Source organism: Stenotrophomonas sp. ZAC14D2_NAIMI4_7 (assembly GCF_003086675.1).
Classification (GTDB): Bacteria; Pseudomonadota; Gammaproteobacteria; order Xanthomonadales; family Xanthomonadaceae; genus Stenotrophomonas.
The window spans coordinates 2,456,030-2,475,306 of the sequence record NZ_CP025995.1; the positions used below are offsets into that span (position 1 = coordinate 2,456,030).

Genomic DNA, 19,277 nt, shown 5'->3' on the forward strand with positions numbered 1-19,277 from the left:
GCCATGCACCGGTCACGCCGCATCACCTTCAACCGCCAGCGCGGCGGCATGTCGGTCACCCTGATGCTGGTGATGATCGCGCTGGTGGCCATGCTCGGCCTGATCGAAGTGGGCTACCTGTACTGGGCCAAGCGCGATGCACAGAAGGTGGCCGACCTTGCTGCGCTGGCCGGCGCGCAGCGCCTGGACCTGTGCAGCGCCGACAACAGTGACAACACCGCGGCACGGCAGAACGCGGTCAACCAGAACCGCTTCCCCGGCCAGGTACAGGTGCAGTGCGGCAACTGGAATGCCGCCCACGCCGCCGAGGACCACTTCAGCAGCACCGTGGATGCGGCCAATCCGCGCAACGCCGTGCGCGTGACCACCGAACGCAGCGTGCTGCCGTTCTTCGGCCAGAACAACACGCTGCCCACGGTGCGCACCCAGGCGGTCGCGCGCCGCGCCGAACCCACCGCGGTGTTCAGCGTGGGCTCGCAGCTGCTGCGCAGCAATGGCAATTCCCCGCTGATGGCCACCCTGCGCCTGGTCGGGCTGGACGTGAGCAATGCCACCGTGCTGTCCTACGACGGCCTGGCCCAGGTCAGCGTTACGCCTTCGGGCCTGCTGCAGGCGCTGGGCATTCCGGTCACCGCCGACCTGAGCGTGGCCGATTTCAATCGCCTGCTGGCGGTGCACCGCGTATCGCTGGCGCAGCTGGTCAACGCCACCGCCGAAGTGGTGGGCCGCAGCAGCACCGCTGGCGTGCAGCTGCAGGCGCTGTCCAGCCTTGTATCCACCGGCCTGGATATCAACCAGCTGAACATCGCGCTGGGCAGCGAAAGCGGTGGCGGCGGTCTGTTCGCCGAAGTCATCTCGCCCGACGGCACCATCGGCAGCGCGCTGGAATCAAAGGTCAACGTGCTGGACCTGTTGAACACCGCCATTTCCATTGCCAACGACAACAACGGCGTGCAGATCAGCGGATTGAATCTGGTCGGCATCGAGGTCAAGGCGGGGGTGATCGAGCCTCCGTCCATCGCCATCGGTGGCGTCGGCGCGCGCGCCTACAACGCCCAGGTGCGGCTGATGGTGGACGTGGACAGCAACCGCGTGCCGGCCGTAGGCGCCCTGCTGAACCTGCTGGGCACCCGTCTGAAACTGCCGCTGCACGTGGACGTGACCAATGCGATGGGCACGCTGACATCGCTGCAATGCGGTGCCGCGCCACCCACGGCGACCATCCGCGTGGATTCGTCGGTGCTGCGCGCCTGCGTGGGCAAGGTGGCCGAGGCTGATCGCTTTTCCAGGCAGAACGTCTGCGATGCCTCCCTGCAGAGCGAGCAGTTGCTGACCCTGCTGGGCCAGCCGCTGATCAACGACCGCATCAGCCTGCCGGCGCTGACCGCGCAACAGGACCTCACCCTGGCCGCCGGGCAGACCGGTTCCACACAGATCAATCCATTGGCGGTGGGCACGGCGGTGTCCGATCTGGTGAACGAGCTGCTGCGCGTGCTGTCGGGCATGCTGCAGAGCCCGCAGCAGGGCATGAGTTCCAGCGATACCGCCAAGGCGCTGGCCGACCGCTACCTGGCCGCCGCGCATCCCACCGGCGGCCGCTACGACGTGGACAAGGTGATTCCGCTGCTGCGCGACGGCGATGCCAGCCGCCAATTGAATCCGCTGGGCACCTGGACCGTCACCCAGGGCGTGCCCTACGCCTGCCCGCCGCTGTACCTGACCACCTGCCGCAAGGATGGCCCGGTGTGGGATGGCTACCGCACCACGGTCACCGGCCAGGGCCTGGGCGTGCTCGACGGCGTGTTGGGTTCGCTGCTGGGCGGGCTGCTGATCAACCGCTGCGACAGCCTGGTCAGCAACCTGCTGAACTACAACGGCTGCGTGCGCAACAACCTGGCCGCCTACATCCAGACCGCCCCGGCCGGTTTCCTGGACCAGTACGCCGGCGGCGGCGTGACCACGCCGGGCAACGCGGTCAGCTGCAGTGGCCTGCTGTGCGCGGTGCTGACCCCGGTGCTGGCCGCGCTGAAGCCGGTGTTGAACAGCGTGGGCGCACTGCTGAGCGGCACCCTGGCCAGCCTGCTGGGGCTGGAGCTGGGGCGCACGGATGTGCAGGTGCAGTCGATCCAGTGCACGCCCGCGCAGCTGGTCTACTGAGCGCCGCCGCCCGGCTTGGCGCCGCGCCCGCCCATGCTAGACTCCCGGCGGGGAATCACATTCATCTCAACCACACTACGTTCGTGGATGGTCCAGACATGCGAGAAATTTCAGGGGGCACTGTCTTCGCCCGGTACCCGCGCGCGGTAGCGCTGCTGGCCACGGCCATGATCCTGGCCGCACCGTCGGCCATGGCCGCCCGTGGCGACCGCCAGGCAGCCGCCGAACCGGCACGCCCGGCCCCGGTGGTGCGCAACACGGTGGATGAACTGAAGCAGTTGATGGATGCCCAGCAACTGACCGAACTGCGCACCACCTACAACGGCAACTACGGCGCCAGCCTGCTGTTCAACGCCAATACGCTTACCTACTACGTGGCGCTGTTCCAGGAAAAGAACTTCTGGCGCGTGATCAAGACCGATGCGGTGGACAACGCCGAGCGCGTCTACCGCACCTTCGTGCAACAGACCGAGCAGCTGGCCCAGGTATATATCGACACCACGCGCCTGGAAGCGGGCAAGCGCTACACCGAACGCCTGGTGGCCTATAACGAGGAGCGCCTGCGCACCCTGCAGCAGGAAATGGAACAGCAGCAGGCGCAGTCGGCGCAGGTCAGCGCGGCGCTGCAGCAGGCGCAGCAGCAGGCGGTCAGCCTGAGCACCGATGTGCAGAGCACCAACAGCCAGCTCGATGCCCTGCAGCGTCGCATCCAGATCCTGCAGGCCGAACAGGGCAACCCGGAACTGAGCCTGCCCAAGGCCGATGCCGCGTCTGGCGCCGGTGCGGGTGGAGACGGCCACTGAGCCCGCTCGCATTCCCGCAAAGCCTGTCGCAAACGGCACCCTCGGGTGCCGTTTTCATTTCCGCTCAGCGACAGGCCGCGCGCACAGCGTCGTCCAGCTGGCGCTGCTGCAGATAGTCCGGCCGCAGCGCATCCGCCCGCCGCTGGCGCGCATGGCTGCAACCGGCCGGATCGCGCTCGATGGGAATCAGCACCGCCCGTGCCGCTCCTGCGCGCCGCTTGCGCGGGCGAGCGGCAGCCGCCGGCGCGGTCGGCCTGGCCGATGACGTGTCCGATGGCACCTGCCACTTCCATTCCGCCTGGCCCTGGCACGGGGTCTGCTGGTAGACCGCATGCGGACCGTCAATACATTTGTAGACGTTGGTCTGTGCCTGCACCGGCACGGCCAACAACAGCGCGAGCACCGCGCCTGCCACCACTCGGCTCATGACGCCCTCCTTGCCCGCATGGTTCCGCCCAAACCAGTGCGCCGCCAGAGGCCAATGCGACTTCCTGCCACAGCCGTGCAATGCCGGCGGAACAGGCTGCGCTGTACTGCGCGCACACCGGTCGCCGCGACCGGTGCCTTCCACCTTCCGCCAAAGGAATCCAAGATGAGCAACTTCGTTACCGTCAAAGACGGCGCCCGCATCTTCTACAAGGACTGGGGCACCGGCCAGCCCGTCGTGTTCGCCCACGGCTGGCCGCTGTCGTCCGACGCCTGGGACCCGCAGATGCTGTTCATGGGCCAGAACGGCTACCGCGTGATCGCCCATGACCGCCGCAGCCACGGCCGTTCCAGCCAGACCTGGGACGGCAACAACATGGACACCTACGCCGACGACCTGGCCGCGGTGATCGAAGCACTGGACCTGCACGACGCCATCCTGGTCGGCCATTCCACCGGTGGTGGCGAAGTGGCCCACTACGTCGGTCGCCACGGCAGCAAGCGCGTGGCCAAGGTGGTGCTGGTCGGCGCGGTGCCGCCGCTGATGCTGAAGACCGCCAGCAACCCGGCCGGCACCCCGCTGGAGGTGTTCGACGGCATCCGCAAGGGCACCGCCGGTGACCGCTCGCAGTTTTTCAAGGACCTGACCACGCCGTTCTTCGGAGCCAACCGCGACGGCAACGCCGTCACCCAGGGCATGCGCGATTCGTTCTGGCAGCAGGGCATGCTGGGCGGCGTGAAGGGTCAGTACGACTGCATCCACGAGTTCTCGGAAGTGGATTACACCGCCGACCTGCAGAAGATCGACGTGCCGGCGCTGGTGGTGCACGGCGACGACGACCAGATCGTGCCGTTCGATGCCTCGGCCAAGCTGTCCTCGCAGATCATCAAGGATGCCGAGCTGAAGGTGTACGCGGGCGCGCCGCACGGCCTGACCGTGACCCACGCCGACCAGTTCAACGCCGACCTGCTGGCGTTCGCACGCAAGTGATCCATCGCGGCGGCGCCCAGCGCGCCGCCGCCCCCTGCACGGTAGCGCCGGGCCATGCCCGGCGACCGCTCTCAGATATCGCTGTGATGGTGCGGCACGTTGGCCGGCAACGGATCCTGCCCACCCACGAAGTGCCGCACGATCGGCGCACGCTCGCCACGGTGCAGGCCACGCAGCGTTTCCTGGATCGCCTTGTCGTCGGCGGTGATGCGCTCATGCTGGCGCAGGTGCTCCAGCCACGACGGGGTCACTAAATACTCCAGGTGCACGCCAGGCGTCGCCACGTCTTCCACCACGCCCCACACCACCGCACCGTCGCGGCGGCGGATCGTGCCCAGCGCGCGCATCTGCGCCTGGAACAGCGCACGGTCGCCGGCTTCGATGCGGTATTCCACCGTCACCAGCACCGGGCCACGATCATGCGACACCGGCACTGCCAGCTCCGGCGCCGGCCAATGCCCGGCCGGGCGCAGGTTCAGTTCCTCGGTGCCGGCAATACGCACGCGCCAGACCAGCAGGCCGCCCACCACCGCGCCCACGGCCGCCACCAGCAGCGCCAGTTCCGGCGAAGTGCGCTGGGCCAGCGCGCCCCAGCTCAGGCCACCGGCGGCCATGCCCGCCGAGAACACCATGATGTACAGCGCCAGCGCACGTGCACGCACCCACGCCGGCACCGCCGTCTGCGCCGCGATCTGCAGCGAGGACAGCACGGTGATCCAGGCAAAGCCATTGACCAGCATCACGGCAGGCAGCACGTACCAGCTGCGGGTCAGCGCCAGGCCGACCAAACTGCACGCCAGCGCCAGCGTCGCCAGCAGCACCAGCAGGTCGCGATCAAGCCTGGCGCGCAGTTTCGGCAGCAGCAGCGCACCGCCCACCGCACCGATGCCAATGCAGCCCAGCAGGATGCCGTACTGCCCTGCCCCGCCATGCATCTGCCCACGCACCACCACCGGCAGCATCGCGTTCATCGCTGCGGCGAAGAAGAAGAAGCCCACCGACTTGATCAGCACCGCCTGCAGGCGACCGGCGCGGCTGGCATAGCGCAGGCCGGCCTTCAAACCCGCACCGAAGCCTTCCGGCGGCAGGCTCGATGCCTTCGGGTCGCGTTTCCAGCCCCAGACCACGAACAGCATGGCGGCGAAGGTGACGGCATTGAAGCCGAAGGCCCACACCGCACCCAGCTGCGCCACGATCACACCGCCGATGGCCGGGCCGATCGAGCGGGCGATATTGATGCCGATCGAGTTCAGCGCCACCGCCGAGGCCAGCATCGGCTGCGGCACCAGTTCGGAGACGATCGCGGCCTGCGCCGGCATGGCCATGGCCGCACCACAGCCCATGCAGAAGGTCAGCAGCACCAGCAGGTTGGGGGTCAGCAGGTCGAACGCGGTCAGCGTGGCCATCACCGCCGCCACCAGCAGCATCCAGCCCTGGGTGAACAACAGGTATTTCCGGCGGTCGACAATGTCGGCCAGGGTACCGGCGGCCAGCGCCAGCAGCACGATCGGCACCGTGGTGGCCGACTGCACCAGGGCCACCATCAGCGGCGAGCCGGTGCGCTCCGCCATTACCCAGGCGGCGGCGACGTCGTTCACCCAGGTGCCGATGTTGCTGGCCAGGATCGCCAGCCACAGCGCCCGGAACATGCTGATCTTCAGCGGGGACCAGGCACCTGCGGCCTGCGGGGAAGGTTGTGACGCGGTTGCGTTCACCATTGCCATGCTCCAACGATCGAGGCGAACAGCGTGTCCTGGCCACCGGCCTGCTTCAGTGCAGGACCGGCATCGACCCAGGCCAGCTGCAGCTGCCATTGCCAGTGTTCGCTGGCTTGCCAGCGGGTTTCGGATTTGTATTGGGTGCCGATGCGGCGTGCGCCACCGGCACTGCCGGGCAGCGCCGACAGCGGTGCTGGGGTGGTGTAGACCGCATCGGCGCGGCGGTGCTTCCAGGCCATCTGCACGCCCAGTTCGGTGGTGACCTTCGGGTCCAGCCGCAGCGCCAGTGTCGGCTGCACGTCCATCAGGTTGGCCGGCGCCAACAGGCTGGCCTCGCTGAAGTAGGCCGATTTGGGGAACAGCGCGTTGAACGTGCCCAGCCGGCCGTCATGCAGGTTGCCATCGCCACTGGCCAGGTCGGCCTTCAGGCCCAGCCGTGGTTGCAGCGGCAACGCGGCCCAGCGCCAGCCGGTATCGGTGGCGAGGGTCCACGCACGGATGTCCAGATCGGCGCCGGCCGTGCGCAGCTCACCGCCTTGGGCCACCAGTTCGGTGTTCCAGTCCAGCCCGCCGGCCTGGCCGAACCAGCGCGTGCCCACGGTCTGTCGCCGCTCCACGCCCGTGCCGGCGGCGAAGCGCGCGCCGTCGCGGCGGTAGTCCAGCGCGTAGACATCCCACTGCCCGACACCGTGCCCACGCGCGGTGGTCGCATAGGCGCCCCACAGGTGGGCACCGTGTTCGCCGCGATCGTCGAATGCACCGGGGCGGTTTTCCACCGGGCGCAGCGCCATCAGGTCCAACTGTCCCAAGCGCCCGCGCCAGCCAACGCGCGCACCATCGAAGGCCAGGCGGATGTTCGGCCCATCGCGCACGGACAGCAGCCGCGAGCTACCGTAGCCGGCTTCCTGCCGGCCCAGCTGCACGTGCCAGCCTTCGCCCTGCCAGCGCCAGTAAGCCTGCTGCACATCCAGCGCGCTGCGATCGGTGCGACCGGGGCCACCGGCCTTGCCGTCCTCGGCATGCACGCCCAACTGCAGCTTGGCTTCCCAGTCATCCCTACGGTAGGTGGCCGCTGCCAGCGCGCGCAGCAGGCCGTAGCCATCCTCGCCGCCGCCCACGCCGAAGCGCGTGGGGTCGTAATACAGCCCACGCACGCGCACCGACGCATCCCACTGCAGCAGGCCATCGCCCACTGCCGTGCAGGCACCACCGTCGCAGGCCAGCGCCAGCGACGGCGCGGCCAGCGCAGCCAAGGTCAGAACGCGAAGCACGAGCACCCCATGGCGCCCCAGAACGCGGTCAGATCATCGGTCGGTGCGGCATGGTGCGCGGCATGGCCGTGCGCACCGTGGGTGCCGCAGGCGGCGCCGTGATGATGGTGGTGGGCCGCGGCCAGTCCCGTGGCCGCGCCACCCACGTGGTAGCCACCGAACTTGTTCACCGGCGACCAGTCCGGCATGGCCGGCGGCAACTGCGGGGCCAGCCCGGCGTAGTCGCCGTCGGCATGCACGATGCGGCCGCCGACCACGGTCAGCAGGCTGGTGATATCGGCAATCTGCGCATCGTCCACGCGGAAGAAGTCGGCCGACAGCACGATGAAATCCGCCAGCTGGCCCTCTTTCAGCGTGCCCTTCACCGCTTCGTCGCCAGAGAACCAGGCACTACCCTGGGTCCACAGGCGCAGCGCCTGTTCGCGTTCCAGCAGGTTCTCGTCGCCGTACAGCGCCAGCCCACCCACGGTGCGCCCGGTCACCAGCCACGACAGCGCCACCCACGGGTTGTAACTGGCCACGCGCGTGGCATCGGTACCGGCACCCACCGGCACGCCCTCGGCCAGCATGCGCTTGACCGGCGGGGTGTGGCGTGCGGCCTGCACGCCATAGCGCTGCACGAAGGCCTCGCCCTGGTAGGCCATGCGGTGCTGCACGGCAATGCCGCCGCCCAGCGCACGGATACGTTCGATGTTGCGCGGGGTGATGGTTTCAGCGTGGTCGATGAACCAGTGCAGGCCATCGAACGGCACCTCGCGGTTCACCTGTTCGTACACGTCCAGGATGCGGGTGATGCTTTCATCGTAGGTGGCGTGGATGCGGAACGGCCAACGCTTTTCCACCAGCAGCTTGACCACGTCGTGCAGCTCCGGCTCCAGCTCCGGCGGCAGTTCCGGGCGCGGCTCGTTGAACAGCTCGAAATCGGCCGCCGAGAACACCAGCATCTCGCCGGCACCGTTGTGGCGCAGCAGGTCATCGCCCTGGCGCGGCTGCAGGATCTCGCTCCAGCCACGGAAATCGTTGACCTCGTTGCCCTTGTTCTGGGTGAACAGGTTGTAGGCGATGCGCACCGTCAGCTGGTCATCGCGATGCAGCTGCTCGATGACCTGGTAATCCTCGGGGTAGTTCTGGAACCCGCCGCCGGCGTCGATCACCGAGGTGATGCCCAGGCGGTTCAGCTCACGCATGAAGTGACGGGTGGAGTTGGCCTGGTATTCCACCGGCAGGCGCGGGCCCTTGGCCAGCGTGGCATACAGGATGAGCGCGTTGGGCTTGGCCAGCAGCAGGCCGGTCGGGTTGCCCAGCGAATCGCGCACGATCTGCCCGCCCGGCGGGTCCGGGGTGTCCTTGGTGTAGCCGCAGGCGCGCAGCGCGGCACGGTTCAACAGCGCGCGGTCGTACAGGTGCAGCAGGAACACCGGCGTATCCGGCGCGATGTCATTGAGTTCCTGCAGGGTCGGCAGGCGCTTTTCGGTGAACTGGCTGGCGGTGAAGCCGCCGACCACGCGCACCCATTGCGGCGCCGGCGTGCGGTCCACCTGCGCCTTCAGCATGGCCATGGCGTCGGCCAGCGAACGCAGGCCATCCCAGCGCAGCTCCAGGTTGTAGTTCAGGCCACCACGGATCAGGTGGGTGTGGCTGTCATTCAACCCGGGAACCAGGCGACGGCCCTGCGCATCCAGGATGGTGGCCTCGTTGCCCCAGCCGCGCATGATCTCCTCATCACTGCCTACGGCGACGATGCGGCCTTCCTGCACGGCCAGTGCCTGCGCGTGCGGGCGTTGCGGGTCCAGCGTGGTGATACGGGCATTGCGGATGACCAGCGTGCTCATGCGGCGCTCCCTGGATGTTGATTCGATGGCGCCGGCGGCAGTGCCGGCCAGGCCCAGCGCCAGCGCGGCGCCGGCACCCAGCAGCACATTGCGGCGGCCGGGATGGTGGGGGTCGGAACTCATGCAAGGTCTCCCTGCAGCAGCGGGCCATCCAGCGCCCAGGCACCGGGCCCGGCGCAGGCAATGGCCAGCAGGACGAAGGTCCACATCAGCGGGTATTCGACGCCACCGCGCATCCAGAACCAGCCCTTGGGCAGGGCCAGCAGCGCGGTGAAGCCAATGAACGCGGCCGCCGCCAGGGCGGCCACGCGGGTCTGCCAGCCCAGCAGCACGGCCAGGCCGGACAGCACCTGCAGCAGCGCCAGCAGCAACGGCAGGGGCGCGGCCGAGGGCAGGCCGAAGCCGCGCAGTTCGCCGGCGAAGCCGCCCAGGCCGGGGCCGCCGAACCAGCCCAGCAGCTTGCCCAGTGCGTGCGGCAGCAGGAATCCACCTGCCGCCACGCGCAGCATCAGCAAGGCCAGGTCCAGGCCGTGACTGCCGGTCATGCTCAGTGACCGCCTTCCTGTGCGCCGAACATGGTCTTGGCGTACTGGATGCCGATGCCGTAGCCGCCGGCGTGGTCGCGGGCGATGCCGGTGGTCAGGCCATAGGTTTCACCGCGCGCCCAGTCGCGCTGCAGTTCCAGCAGGTACTGCACGCTGGTGATCGGCACGGCACCGGCCTGCACCATGCGGGTGATGGCGCGCTCGTGCGCTTCGTCGCTCACGTCGCCACAGGCGTCGGTGATCACGTAGACCTCGAAGCCCTGCTCCAGCGCCGACAGGGTCGGGCCGACGATGCAGACGCTGGTCCAAAGGCCACCCAGCACCAGGCGGCGCTTGCCGATGCGGTTGATCTCATCGATCACCGGCTGGTCTTCCCAGGTGTTCATCGAGGTGCGGTCGAACACGGTCTGGCCGGGGAAGATCTCCGGCAGTTCGGGGAACATCGGGCCGGAGAACGACTTCTCGGCCACGGTGGTCAGCACCACCGGCACGTTGAAGCCCTTGGCGCCCTTGCTGATCAGCGAGACGTTGTTGCGCAGGGCCGAGATGTCGATGGTGTGCGTGGCGAAGGCCATCTGCGATTGGTAGTCGATCAGCACCAGGGCGTGGTCGGTGGGCGACAGCAGGGCCTTGGCAGGGGTGGCGGTTGCGGTGGTCATGGTCAGACTCCAGGGGTGGTTGAAGGCAGGGGCGTCAGGCGGCCGCAGGCGCGCTCGGCAGGCAGCCGCAGCGCGGCGTCACCGGCCAGGTACTGGCCTGGGCTGCAGCCGGTCTCGGCGCGGAAACTGCGCACGAAATGACTCTGGTCGAAGAAGCCCAGGTGTTGGGCCAGGTGGGACATGGAACCGGTGCTGTCGGGCAGCAGTTGCCGGGCCCGTTCAATGCGCCGGCGGCGCACATAGCGCAGTGGGCTGGCACCGGTACCGGTGCGGAACAGGCGCACCAGATGGAAGCGGCTGACGCAGGCCACTTCGGCCAGCTCGGTCACCCGCAGCGGCTGCGACAGGTGTTCGTCGATGTAGCGCAGGGCGCGCTGCAACGCGGCCGATTGATTCGGCGCAAGCGCGTCTGCCGCGAACGCAGGCGGGGTTTGCAGGGCCATGCGAATGCACCGCGACGGGGGCCTTCATGGTGCGCTGCGGTCGTGCCGCGCCCTACCCCCGACGGTCCAGCGCGGCACTCACCCTTTTGGGGGAGGCCCACGCTCCAGCACACGCCGGCCGAACTGGCGCGCATCCACTGAATAGGCCCCCGGGCCCAGCAGGAACAGCGCCACCGGCAGTGCCAGCAGCGCCCACGGCGCGGCCTGCAGCCACAGCCCAAGCAGGGCCAAGGGCACCGCCAGCGGGGTCAGCCAGCCCAGCAGCAACAGCGCCTGCGCGGCCACGCAGACCAGCCAGCCCCCGCTGCCGGGCGCCTGCGCCGGCCACAGCGCCGCCACCACGCACAGGCGCAGCCACAGCAGGCCGATCCCCGGCGCGCGGTCGGGGAACATCACGAACAAGCGTTGCATCGGTGGCCTCCCTGCTCCATGCCGATGTGATAGCGCACCCACCCGCCGCGCGCCTGCCCCGTTCGGGTCACCCTGCACTGCCCCGCACCTGCCAGAATGACGGCATGCGCGCCCTCCCCCGCTCTTTCCTGCAGTACCTGCAGGGGCTGATCTGCTGCCTGTCGCTGGCGTTGCCGGCGACCGCGCTGGCCGTGCAGCAGCCGCCGGTCAGCACCGGCATGCCCGGCTACCAGCACACGGCCTGGCGCGTGGGCCAGGGCGCACCTGGCGATATCTGGGACATCGCCCAGGACCGCGACGGCCTGTTGTGGCTGGCCACCGGCTCGGGTCTCTACCGCTTCGATGGCCGCCGCTTCGAGCGCCAGGCAGCGCCGGCGGGCCAGCGCTTCCCCTCCACCAACATGGTCACCCTGGCACGCGACCCGCAGCAAGGCCTGTGGATCGGTTATTTCCAGGCGGGCATCAGCCACAGCCAGCCCGGGCGGCTGGACAACTACGGCCGCGCCCAGGGTATTCCCGTGGGCGTGGTGCCGCGTTTCGAGCACGATCGCAATGGCAGGCTGTGGGCCGCAGTGAACGGCGGCCTGCGCTGGTTCGACGGGCAGCGCTGGCAGTCCGATGCCAGCACCGGGCTGCCCGACCGCCGCGTGCAGTGGGTGTTCCAGGACAGCCACGGCACATTGTGGGTACTGGCCGACCAGCAGGTCTGGTCGCGCCCGGCCGGCGCCGCGCGCTTCACCTCGACCGGCGTCGCCGTCTCGCAGATGTCCACCCTGGCCGAGAGCCCGCGTGGCGAAGTGTGGCTGGCTGACCGCAACCGCGGCACCCTGCCGCTGGCCGACCGCAACGGCCTGCTGTCGGCCAGCGAACGCGAGGCGCGACGCCTGCCCGGCCTGCTGGCCGCGCGCATGCAGTTCACCGCCAATGGCGACCTCTGGGCGACCTTCAGCCCGCACGGTGGCGTCGCCCGGGTCAGCTTCGACGGCGACACTGCCACCGGCATCGAGCGCTTCGATACCGCCGAAGGCTTGACCGCCACGTCGGCGGTACCGGTGGTGCTTGATCGCGAAGGCAACATCTGGGTGGGCACCAACCTGGGCCTGAACCGCTTCCGCGCACGCAGCGTGCAGACCCTGGCCGCCGGACCCACCGACCCGTACCGCTCGCTGGTGCGCACCGACGATGGTCGCGTGTATGGCTATGGCGAGGACCTGCAGCCCTACGATCTGCGCCGGCAGCTGCTGGACCGCAGCGCGCAGGAGCTGCAGGCGGCCGCGCGCCGGGATGCGCGCCCGATGTGGCAGTTCGACTGGGTGAACCTGGCCCGTACCCAAGCCGGGAAGACCACGCGCATTCCGCTGCCTGCGCCGTTCACCGGCCAGCCCAGCCACGCCCTGTTGTTCCCGGACAACGACAATGCGTGGATCTGTGCCGGCGAACAGGCCGTGCTGCATTACCAGGCCGGGCACTGGCTGCGCGAACCGCGCCTGCCCGAGCGTGCCTGCTCCAGCCTGGCCCAGGGCAGCGATGGCAGCCTGCTGCTGGGATATGCCGATGGGCGCGTGCGCCGCCTGGACAGCACCGGCGTGGCCACCTACGGCACCGCGCAGGGGCTGGACGTGGGGCCGATCACCGCCCTGCTGCAGCACCGTGACCTGCTGCTGGTTGCCGGTGAGTCGGGCCTGTCGGTGCGTATCGGCGCCGGCAGGTTCATGAGCGTGCGCACCGACCTGGCCGGCGTGCTGGAGGGCATTACCGGCATCGTGGTCGATGGCCGCGGCCGGGTCTGGTTGAACGGCAGCCGCGGCCTGGTACGCCTGCAGGAAACCACCCTGCGCAGCGCGCTGCTGCAGGGCACCCCGCTGAGCCCGCGCCTGTTCGACGCGGTGGATGGCATGCCCGGCATCGCCCTGCAGAGTGGCCCCATTCCCACCGCGGTACTGGCCTCCGACGGCCTGCTGTGGCTCGCCACCAACCAAGGGCTGGCCTGGCTGGACACCACCCAGAACCACATCGACACCCAGGCACCCGGCGTGCGTATCGGCGACGTGCTGTATGGCGATACGCACCAGCCGCTGACCGAAGGCCTGCACCTGCCGGCCGGTACCACCCAGCTGCAGATCGATTTCGTGGCGTTGTCACTGGCGCGGCCCGAACGCAACCGCTACCGCTACCGCCTGTCCGGGGTGGATGACAGCTGGCAGGATGCCGGCAGCAGCACCCGTGCCTACTACACCAACCTGACCGCCGGCAGCTACCGCTTCGAAGTGGAAGCGGCCAACGAGGACGGCGTCTGGAGCCAGGAGCCCGCCAGCCGCAGCTTCCGCATCGCCCCCACCTTCGTGCAGACGGTGTGGTTCAAGCTGCTGTGTGCGCTGGTGGTGCTGCTGGTGCTGGCCATGGCCGTGCGCGTCCGCAGTGGCCAGCTGGCCGCGCTGTTCCGCGCCCGCCTGCAGGAACGCCACGGCGAGCGCGAGCGCATCGCCCGCGACTTGCACGACACCCTGCTGCAGGGCAGCCAGGGGCTGATCCTGCGCCTGCATGCCATCAGCCAATCCGAACGCACCCCGGAACCGGTGCGCGCGCAGCTGGAATCCGCCATGCAGTTGGCCGAGCGCAACCTGGCCGAAGGCCGCGAACGCGTGAACGCGCTGCGTGACGGCCCGTTCAGTGGGCGCGACCTGGCTACGGCGCTGGCCGATGTGCACGCCGAGTACGCGGGCGAAGGCACCAATCCGCTGCGCCTGACCGTGGAAGGCACCCCGCCGCCCCTGCAGACCGACGCCGCCGAGGAAGTGTTCCTGATCGGCCGCGAGGCCATCCGCAACGCCTTGCGCCATGCCCAGGCCAACGCGATCGAAGTGGAACTCTCCTATGGCCCACGCAGCTTCCTGCTGCACGTGCGCGACGATGGCATCGGCATTGCCGACCCGGGCGCCAGCCACGGCCACTGGGGCCTGCAGGGCATGCGCGAACGCGCGCAGCGGCTGGGCGCCGAGCTGCAGCTGTGGACCCGCCCAGGCCTGGGCACCGAAGTTGCGCTGGCCGTACCCGGCCGCCGCCTGTACCAACGACGCGCGCCACGCTGGCGCTGGCCCTGGAGCCGCCACACCCATGACTGATTCCCCCGAACCCATCGGCGTACTGGTGGTCGATGACCACCCCCTGCTGCGCGATGGCCTGGCCGCCCTGCTGGGCGCGCATGCCGACCTTCGCCTGCTGGGCGAAGCCGCAGACGGCGAGGAAGCCGTTGCCCGCTACCAGCAGCTGCAGCCCGACGTGGTGCTGATGGACCTGCAGATGCCACGCCTGGATGGCGTGGAAGCCATCGTGCGGATCCGCGCGCTCGATCCGCGCGCGCGCATCATCGTGCTGACCACTTACCGCGGCGACGTGCGTGCGGTGCGCGCACTGCAGGCCGGCGCCAGTGCCTATCTACTGAAGGACATGCTGCGCCACGAGCTGGTGGATACCATCCGCACCGTCGCCGACGGCCGCCGCGCGGCCATTCCGGCCGAAGTGGCCGCCAGCATCGCCGCGCACGTTGTGGAAGACCGCCTGTCGCCGCGGGAAACCGAAGTGCTGCGCCACGTGGCCAGCGGCCTGTCCAACAAGCGCATCGGCGAGCGCATGCAGATCTCCGAACAGACCGTGAAGGCGCACATGAAGAGCCTGATGGACAAGCTGGGCGTGGGCGACCGCACCCACGCGGTCACCCAGGCCCTGCGCCGCGGCATCATCAGCCTGGACGACGGCCACCCGTAGCGTCGAGCTTGCTCGACGGCCTTTGCCTCACCGTAGCGTCGAGCTTGCTCGACGGCTTCTGCCTCACCGTAGCGTCGAGCTTGCTCGACGGCTTCTGCCTCACCGTAGCGTCGAGCTTGCTCGACGGCTTCTGCCTCACCGTAGCGTCGAGCTTGCTCGACGGCCTTTGCGCTCAGTCGAGCAAGCTCGACTCTACCGTGCGGCGGCATTCCACGCCGCCACCTTGGCGCGCGTATCGGCCAGCATCTTGTCCAGCGCGGCGCGGTCATACACATCCCCGCGCAGGATCACGCTGTCGATCTTCTGCGTTGCCGCGATGTCCTGCAGCGGGTTGGCGGTCAACAGCACCAGATCGGCCGCCTTGCCCGCGGCCACGCCACCGTAGCGGTCCATCTGCCCGAACCACGCCGGGCCGGAACGGATAGCCGCCGACAACGCCTGCGGTGCGCTCAACCCTTCCTTCACGAACAACTGCAGTTCCTGGTGCAGGGCGATGCCGGGGAAATTGTACGAATTGAGGAAGCCTGCGTCGGTGCCGGCAATGATCGTCACCCCCGCTTCCTGCAGCATCGGCAGCACCGCGGCCACCTGGTGGTACTGCGCATGGCGTGCCTCGATCTGCGCCGGGCTGGCCTTGGCCGCACGCTCCACGCGCCAGGTGTAGGTCGCGCGCAGACCGGGGCCGATGTAGGCCAGATAGGGATCATTGGCATGGTCATCCTGGTCCAGGAAATCCAGGATGCGCCCACCGTTGAGGGTCGGGGTCACGAATACGCCGCGCTTGGCAAACTCGCGGTAGGCATGCATTGCCGTATCGCGGTCGAAGCTGGCATCCAGGCGGCGGTTGGCTTCGGCGCGATCGATGCGGCCGGCGCCGAAGTCGGCAGCGATCCGCGCCTCATCCTTGCTGCCGGCCTTGAACGCGTAATCGAGGTGCTCGATGGACGCCAGACCCGCATCCACCGCCTGCTCCACGGTCAACGCCATCGGAATATGGCCGGATGCCTTCAGGCCCGCCTTGCGCGCAGCGCTGGCCGCGTACAGGAACAGGTCCGGCTTCAGCGTGCTGTCGGTGATCTTCACGAAGTCGACCTTGTCGTGCTGCAGCCGCGTGATCGCCTGATCCACCTGCGCCTTGTCACCGACTTCGATGGTGCCCTTCCACACCGGCTTGATGCCTTCGATCTTCGCCCCTGAACTGAGCAGGCGCGGCCCGAACAGGGTGCCGTCGGCAATCTGCCCGCGCCACTGCAGCACCTGTTCCGGCAGATCACCGGAACAGTCACGAATGGTGGTGATGCCGTGGGCGATGTACAGCGGCAGCAGCGCCTTGTTTTCCTCCACCAGGGCCGGGCCGCCGCCGAAGTGCACGTGCATGTCCCACAGGCCCGGAATGAGGTACTTGCCCTTGGCATCGATCTGCCGGCCTGCGCTCCATTGGCTGCGCAGCTGCGCGTCGGGGCCCACTGCCACGATGTCATCGCCACGGATCACCACGCTCTGCCCGGACAGGCTGCGCGCGTGCTCGACATCGACCACGGTGGCGTTGCGGATCAGCAGGTCGGCACGTTCGGCCGCAGACGCCGACAGCGGCGCGACGGCAACAAGGATCGCAAGGGACAAGGGGCGGGAACGGAGCATGGATGGCATCCTGGCAGGCACGCAGACGTGCGGGGTGGAAGGGGTATCAGTGGGTCGCGCCGTGCTGGCGCAGCAGGGTTTCGATGGCGGTGTAGCCGCGCTGGCGGGCATGCGCCAACGGCGTCACGCCATCGCCGTCGGCCAGATGCGGATCGGCGCCGGCCTCCAGCAGCAACTGCACGATCTGCACGTGGCGTGGGCCGCCATCACCGAGCAGGATGGCCTCCAGCAGCGCGGTCCAGTGCAATCGGTTGACGTGGTCCACGGCCACCCCGGCACGCAGCAGCATGCGCACCGTGGCCACGTGGCCGCGCTCGGCGGCGGGAATCAGGGCCGTGCCGCCATAGCGGTTGGTACTGCGCAGATCGGCACCGTGGGCCAGGGTCAGCGCGAGGATCTCATCCAGCCCGCGCGCGCCGGCGTACAGGTAGGCGCTGTCCTGCATCGCATCCTTGGCGTTGACGTCGGCACCGGCGTCGATCAGCACGCGCGCCGCCTCCAGCCGGTTGCCGTGGGTGGCCAGCAACAGCGCCGTACGGCCCTGCGCGTCGCGCGTTTCCAGCGGGGCACCGGCATCCAGCGCCGCCCGCACGGCCGCGGCGTCACCGCGGGCGGCGGCTTCGCGCAGACGCACATCGGCCGCGCCGGTGCTGGCCGAGCAGGCCGACGCCAGCATCGCCAGCACGCACAGCAGCAACAGCCGCCCCAGCGTGGGACAGCGGCGGCAACGATGGATGCGCATCTGCGTTTCTCCTCTGCGGCGGGGCCGGTGCGGCGCTGCGGCCCGCTTGCCGCACCCTTTCCTGCATGGTAGAAGTCGCAGCAATCATCCAGAAGTGAAATGTTCAAATGGCTGACAGTGCCAAATCGAATAGAACACTGTTCGAACTGGACCTGCTGCGGGCCCTGGTGATGGTGGCGGACTGCGGCAGTTTCACCACCGCCGCCACCCGCCTGCACTCCACCCAGTCCACCGTGAGCCAGAAGGTACGGCGGCTGGAGGAACTGGCTGGACACCGCCTGCTGGAACGCGGCCACCGCGATGTGCACCCCACCGACGCCGGCCACACGCTGCTGGGTTACGCACGGCGCATGCTCGATCTGAACGAGGAGCTGGCGCAGGCACTGGCCGGTGCCACGGTGGAAACCGCGGTGCGCATCGGCGTGCCCGAGGATTTCGTCAACCCGCAGACCACCCGCATGCTGGCCGCCTTCAGCCGCCGCCACCCGCAGGTGAAGCTGGAAATCAGCAGCGGCCTGAGCCGCGACCTGGCCCATGGTTTCGACCATGGCGAGCTGGACCTGGTGCTGGTGAAGCAGCGCCGCAACACCCGCCAGGCGGTGCACTGCCGGCGCGAGCCGATGCACTGGATCGACAGTGTGCGCAGCAGCAGCCTGCAGCACGATCCGCTGCCGCTGGTCACGTTCCCGCCACGCGGGCTGTACCGCGACGAGATGATCCAGGCGGTGGAAGCGCTGGGCCTGCGCTGGCGCATTGCGTTCACCAGTTCATCGCTCAGCGGCATTCAGGGCGCGGTGGCCGATGGCATCGGCATCAGCCTGCTGCCGCGCCGCGCGGTGGGCCGCGAGCATCGCATCATCGATGGCGAACGCAGCCTGCCGGTGATCGACAACTACGAGCTGGGGTTGCTGCACCGCCCCGACGCAGACGAAGCCGTACGCGCGCTGGCCGCCGAACTCTGGCGCCAGGTGCAGCGCGAATCGGATTAGTTCGTTGTTTGCAGGGCTGCGCCCTGCACCTGCCCATTCAACGTCAACGTCAAAGGCTGGGTTCCTGGGGATGGCGGGGCGGTGTGGGTGGGCAGGACACGCCGCAAGTACGTCCGTGTGGCTCGTAGGCGCCATCCATGGCGCCTGCGGTCCTGCCCACCCACACCACCCCGCCTTTGACAGCTTCCCGCGATCTGACGGAACGGCACGGGGTCGGATCCCGCTGCTGGGCAACGGGCTCTGACCCCCGATTGAAATTGATATCCAACACGTGCATCCACGCATGGCGTGGATCTACCAACAATTGTTTCGATATCTGACAGTAGATCCACGCCATGCGTGGATGAATCTCTACCGAAATCGAAAATTTCGAATCGAGTTCGACACCTGCCAACAGCCGAGTGAACCTGTCAGAGGTGGGGCGGTGTCGGAGTGCGGGGTGTCAGCCGCATGGATGCGGCTGCCAAGCCTACACGGACGTACTTGCGGCGTCCCCGCACTCCGACACCGCCCCGCCTTCGACAGTTTTATGTGGTCTGTTGGAACGGCTCTTGGGGTCAGACCCGTTTTCCGCAGGAAAACGGATCTGACCCCGGATTCATTTCGATATCTGACAGAAAAATCGTGTCGACCAAGGTCGACACCTACCAACAGCCGCGCGGACAACCATCGCAGTTCCCAACAGCTGCAGGAATCTGTCAGAGGTGGGGCGGTGTCGGAGTGCGGGGTGTCAGCCGCATGGATGCGGCTGCCAAGCCTTATCTGATGGAAATCTGGCAGCGTAGGTGTCGAGAGCCGGCGTGGGCCGCCGTATGAGCCTGGATCTCGACGATCGCCGTGTAGCTTGGCGCCCACGCCGGATTCTCCCTTGATCCGCCCGAACA

16 protein-coding genes are annotated in these 19,277 nt (G+C 68.6%); 6 read left to right on the forward strand and 10 right to left on the reverse strand.

All coding sequences use genetic code 11. The features are described 5' to 3' along the window. Window positions 1-3: 3 nt before the first annotated feature. On the forward strand, window positions 4-2,157 hold the full coding sequence (locus C1922_RS11300) for a TadG family pilus assembly protein (RefSeq protein ID WP_108749841.1): 2,154 nt from the start codon (window positions 4-6) through the stop codon (window positions 2,155-2,157). Window positions 2,158-2,255: 98 nt separating this feature from the next. Then, window positions 2,256-2,960, forward strand: a complete 705-nt coding sequence (locus C1922_RS11305) for a DUF2968 domain-containing protein (protein ID WP_108749842.1) — start codon at window positions 2,256-2,258, stop codon at window positions 2,958-2,960. Window positions 2,961-3,024: 64 nt separating this feature from the next. Here the strand turns inward: C1922_RS11305 and C1922_RS11310 are convergent, their stop codons facing one another. Next, window positions 3,025-3,387 carry a hypothetical protein gene (locus C1922_RS11310; RefSeq protein ID WP_108749843.1) on the reverse strand — a complete coding sequence of 121 codons (363 nt, stop codon included), beginning with the start codon at window positions 3,385-3,387 and terminating at the stop codon, window positions 3,025-3,027. Between the two features lie 165 nt (window positions 3,388-3,552). Here C1922_RS11310 and C1922_RS11315 point away from each other — a divergent pair, with 165 nt between their 5' ends. Then, window positions 3,553-4,377: an alpha/beta hydrolase gene (locus tag C1922_RS11315; protein ID WP_108749844.1), complete on the forward strand. Its 825-nt coding sequence runs from the start codon at window positions 3,553-3,555 to the stop codon at window positions 4,375-4,377. A 71-nt stretch (window positions 4,378-4,448) separates the two neighbouring features. Here C1922_RS11315 and C1922_RS11320 read toward each other — a convergent pair whose 3' ends face one another. The 7 genes from C1922_RS11320 to C1922_RS11350 form a co-directional block, all read right to left on the reverse strand. Further along, window positions 4,449-6,095, reverse strand: coding sequence for an MFS transporter (locus C1922_RS11320; RefSeq protein ID WP_108749845.1), 1,647 nt, complete (start codon window positions 6,093-6,095; stop codon window positions 4,449-4,451). Beyond that, a complete protein-coding gene (locus C1922_RS11325) occupies window positions 6,089-7,372 on the reverse strand; it encodes an alginate export family protein (RefSeq protein ID WP_108749846.1) in 1,284 nt (427 codons plus the stop codon). The genes C1922_RS11320 and C1922_RS11325 overlap by 7 nt, the downstream gene beginning before the upstream one ends. After that, complete coding sequence (locus C1922_RS11330) at window positions 7,351-9,198, reverse strand: amidohydrolase (RefSeq protein WP_199912258.1); 1,848 nt, start codon at window positions 9,196-9,198, stop codon at window positions 7,351-7,353. Before C1922_RS11330 ends, C1922_RS11325 begins: the two co-directional genes overlap by 22 nt. Window positions 9,199-9,317: 119 nt before the next feature. Beyond that, on the reverse strand, window positions 9,318-9,743 hold the full coding sequence (locus tag C1922_RS11335; protein WP_108749848.1) for a DoxX family membrane protein: 426 nt from the start codon (window positions 9,741-9,743) through the stop codon (window positions 9,318-9,320). A 2-nt stretch (window positions 9,744-9,745) separates the two neighbouring features. Then, window positions 9,746-10,402, reverse strand: coding sequence for a hydrolase (locus C1922_RS11340; RefSeq protein WP_108749849.1), 657 nt, complete (start codon window positions 10,400-10,402; stop codon window positions 9,746-9,748). A gap of 2 nt (window positions 10,403-10,404) precedes the next feature. Continuing rightward, window positions 10,405-10,845 (reverse strand): AraC family transcriptional regulator, encoded by a 441-nt coding sequence (locus C1922_RS11345; RefSeq protein ID WP_108749850.1) that lies wholly within the window; start codon window positions 10,843-10,845, stop codon window positions 10,405-10,407. 78 nt (window positions 10,846-10,923) lie between these two features. Continuing rightward, the gene (locus tag C1922_RS11350) at window positions 10,924-11,256 is read right to left on the reverse strand and encodes a hypothetical protein (protein WP_108749851.1); all 333 of its coding nucleotides are present in this window, start codon (window positions 11,254-11,256) and stop codon (window positions 10,924-10,926) included. Between the two features lie 104 nt (window positions 11,257-11,360). Between C1922_RS11350 and C1922_RS11355 the strand changes: the two genes are divergently transcribed. Continuing rightward, a complete protein-coding gene (locus tag C1922_RS11355; RefSeq protein ID WP_108749852.1) occupies window positions 11,361-14,378 on the forward strand; it encodes a sensor histidine kinase in 3,018 nt (1,005 codons plus the stop codon). Further along, window positions 14,371-15,021 carry a response regulator transcription factor gene (locus C1922_RS11360; RefSeq protein WP_108749853.1) on the forward strand — a complete coding sequence of 217 codons (651 nt, stop codon included), beginning with the start codon at window positions 14,371-14,373 and terminating at the stop codon, window positions 15,019-15,021. Before C1922_RS11355 ends, C1922_RS11360 begins: the two co-directional genes overlap by 8 nt. A 192-nt stretch (window positions 15,022-15,213) precedes the next feature. On the opposite strand, the gene C1922_RS11365 is transcribed toward C1922_RS11360, so the two are convergent. Beyond that, a complete protein-coding gene (locus C1922_RS11365) occupies window positions 15,214-16,662 on the reverse strand; it encodes an amidohydrolase family protein (RefSeq protein WP_108749854.1) in 1,449 nt (482 codons plus the stop codon). A 46-nt stretch (window positions 16,663-16,708) separates the two neighbouring features. After that, window positions 16,709-17,404 (reverse strand): ankyrin repeat domain-containing protein, encoded by a 696-nt coding sequence (locus C1922_RS11370; protein WP_108749855.1) that lies wholly within the window; start codon window positions 17,402-17,404, stop codon window positions 16,709-16,711. 107 nt (window positions 17,405-17,511) lie between these two features. Between C1922_RS11370 and C1922_RS11375 the strand changes: the two genes are divergently transcribed. Then, complete coding sequence (locus C1922_RS11375; protein WP_108749856.1) at window positions 17,512-18,393, forward strand: LysR substrate-binding domain-containing protein; 882 nt, start codon at window positions 17,512-17,514, stop codon at window positions 18,391-18,393. Window positions 18,394-19,277 lie beyond the last annotated feature (884 nt).